General features: G+C 64.2%; 1 protein-coding gene. It reads right to left on the bottom strand.

Features of this window, described 5'->3' with window-relative positions:
* Positions 1-562 (bottom strand): glycosyltransferase (locus AB6809_RS36290; RefSeq protein ID WP_371028618.1); only part of this gene is annotated, 562 nt, incomplete at both ends.

Consider the following 562-nt stretch of genomic DNA (forward strand, 5'->3'; position numbering starts at 1 on the left):
CGCTCGACAGGCCGATAGCGAGCAACGCCAACGGCAGCGGATGCATCAACGCTGAGCCAACATGACCTGTCGGATCGATGCTGCGAATCGTCCGGCTCCAGCGCAACTCATGCGCAAACAACTGCGCCGCGCTCGCCTCCGCGCAAGCGTGCGAAATGGCAAGCGGCGGAATCGCCACTGTCTCGCCGATGGCGCGCACTGCCTCGCCTATCGCGTGGTCTTCGGCGAGATGACGCACGAACGGCAGAAAGCCGCCGATCTTCTCCAGCGTGGCGCGCCGCATTGCAATGGTCTGTCCAAAGCACGGCCGCGCGAGACCGAGCGCAAGACCGGTGACGACGCCGGGCAGAAACTGATAGTGCGTCGCGGTCGCGGACAGGCGAGGCCAAAAACCGGGATCGGGCTGCGCCCGATACACGCAGGTCACGAGTCCCACGCCGGGCTTCTCCAGTTCGCCGACGATATGGCGCAAATAGTCGGGCCCCACGCCAACGTCGCTATCGGCGAACACGAGCAGGTCGTGCCGCGCGTGCGGCATCATATTGATGATGTTGCTGATCTT

Source organism: Paraburkholderia sp. RCC_158 (assembly GCF_041355255.1).
In the GTDB taxonomy this organism is placed as follows: domain Bacteria; phylum Pseudomonadota; class Gammaproteobacteria; order Burkholderiales; family Burkholderiaceae; genus Paraburkholderia; species Paraburkholderia graminis.